The 1,993-nt window shown below is 51.1% G+C and carries 2 rRNA genes; both read left to right on the top strand.

Annotated elements, in window-relative coordinates:
• The first annotated feature begins 9 nt into the window (after nt 1-9).
• Nucleotides 10-125: ribosomal RNA gene (gene rrf, locus HRJ06_RS22935) — 5S ribosomal RNA — on the top strand.
• A gap of 410 nt (nt 126-535) precedes the next feature.
• Nucleotides 536-1,993, top strand: a 16S ribosomal RNA gene (locus HRJ06_RS22930); the annotation flags it as partial.

Genomic DNA, 1,993 nt, shown 5'->3' with positions numbered 1-1,993 from the left:
TCAAAATAGTCTGGTGGCGATAGCGAGAAGGTCACACCCGTTCCCATACCGAACACGGAAGTTAAGCTTCTCAGCGCCGATGGTAGTTGGGGTTTTACCCCTGTGAGAGTAGGACGCTGCCAGGCGAAAAAAGACTTTGATAAACGTCTTTTTTTTTCGCTTAAAAATGGCAAAAGTTTCGTTTGATAGGAAACACCGGTGGTGTTACTATAGGGAAGCTGCCATCATAGAGCGGATGAAACAAAAAACATAAACTTCGTAGAAGTTGACACAAGCGAAATAACATGATATGATAGATTATGTTGTTGGGCGATCCGAAATTGATCGTGTTCGTCAAAAATAAATACTTCGCAGAAGTTGACAACAACGAAACATTATGGTAAGATAGTATTTGTCGCCGCTGATTCGATCAACGGATGACGGTTATTGTTCTTTGAAAACTAAACAAACAAGCGTCAACAAACAATATTTATAGTGACTTCATTTATGAAGATCACTAGCCAACGTTTTAAATTATGAGCTAAACTCATACTCTTTTTTGGAGAGTTTGATCCTGGCTCAGGACGAACGCTGGCGGCGTGCCTAATACATGCAAGTCGAGCGGACGGATGGGAGCTTGCTCCCTGAAGTCAGCGGCGGACGGGTGAGTAACACGTGGGCAACCTGCCTGTAAGACTGGGATAACTTCGGGAAACCGGAGCTAATACCGGATAACCCTTTTCCTTTCATGAGGAAAAGCTGAAAGACGGTTTCGGCTGTCACTTACAGATGGGCCCGCGGCGCATTAGCTAGTTGGTGAGGTAACGGCTCACCAAGGCGACGATGCGTAGCCGACCTGAGAGGGTGATCGGCCACACTGGGACTGAGACACGGCCCAGACTCCTACGGGAGGCAGCAGTAGGGAATCTTCCGCAATGGACGAAAGTCTGACGGAGCAACGCCGCGTGAGTGATGAAGGCCTTCGGGTCGTAAAGCTCTGTTGTTAGGGAAGAACAAGTATCGGAGTAACTGCCGGTACCTTGACGGTACCTAACCAGAAAGCCACGGCTAACTACGTGCCAGCAGCCGCGGTAATACGTAGGTGGCAAGCGTTGTCCGGAATTATTGGGCGTAAAGCGCGCGCAGGCGGTCCTTTAAGTCTGATGTGAAAGCCCACGGCTCAACCGTGGAGGGTCATTGGAAACTGGGGGACTTGAGTGCAGAAGAGGAGAGCGGAATTCCACGTGTAGCGGTGAAATGCGTAGAGATGTGGAGGAACACCAGTGGCGAAGGCGGCTCTCTGGTCTGTAACTGACGCTGAGGCGCGAAAGCGTGGGGAGCAAACAGGATTAGATACCCTGGTAGTCCACGCCGTAAACGATGAGTGCTAAGTGTTAGAGGGTTTCCGCCCTTTAGTGCTGCAGCTAACGCATTAAGCACTCCGCCTGGGGAGTACGGCCGCAAGGCTGAAACTCAAAGGAATTGACGGGGGCCCGCACAAGCGGTGGAGCATGTGGTTTAATTCGAAGCAACGCGAAGAACCTTACCAGGTCTTGACATCCTCTGACAACCCTAGAGATAGGGCGTTCCCCTTCGGGGGACAGAGTGACAGGTGGTGCATGGTTGTCGTCAGCTCGTGTCGTGAGATGTTGGGTTAAGTCCCGCAACGAGCGCAACCCTTGACCTTAGTTGCCAGCATTCAGTTGGGCACTCTAAGGTGACTGCCGGTGACAAACCGGAGGAAGGTGGGGATGACGTCAAATCATCATGCCCCTTATGACCTGGGCTACACACGTGCTACAATGGATAGAACAAAGGGTAGCGAAGCCGCGAGGTGAAGCCAATCTCATAAATCTATTCTCAGTTCGGATTGCAGGCTGCAACTCGCCTGCATGAAGCTGGAATCGCTAGTAATCGCGGATCAGCATGCCGCGGTGAATACGTTCCCGGGCCTTGTACACACCGCCCGTCACACCACGAGAGTTTGTAACACCCGAAGTCGGTGGGGTAACCT

The organism is Mesobacillus harenae (assembly GCF_013343715.1).
GTDB classification, from domain to species: domain Bacteria; phylum Bacillota; class Bacilli; order Bacillales; family Cytobacillaceae; genus Mesobacillus_A; species Mesobacillus_A harenae.
This window is presented reverse-complemented; position numbering and strand designations above follow the sequence as displayed.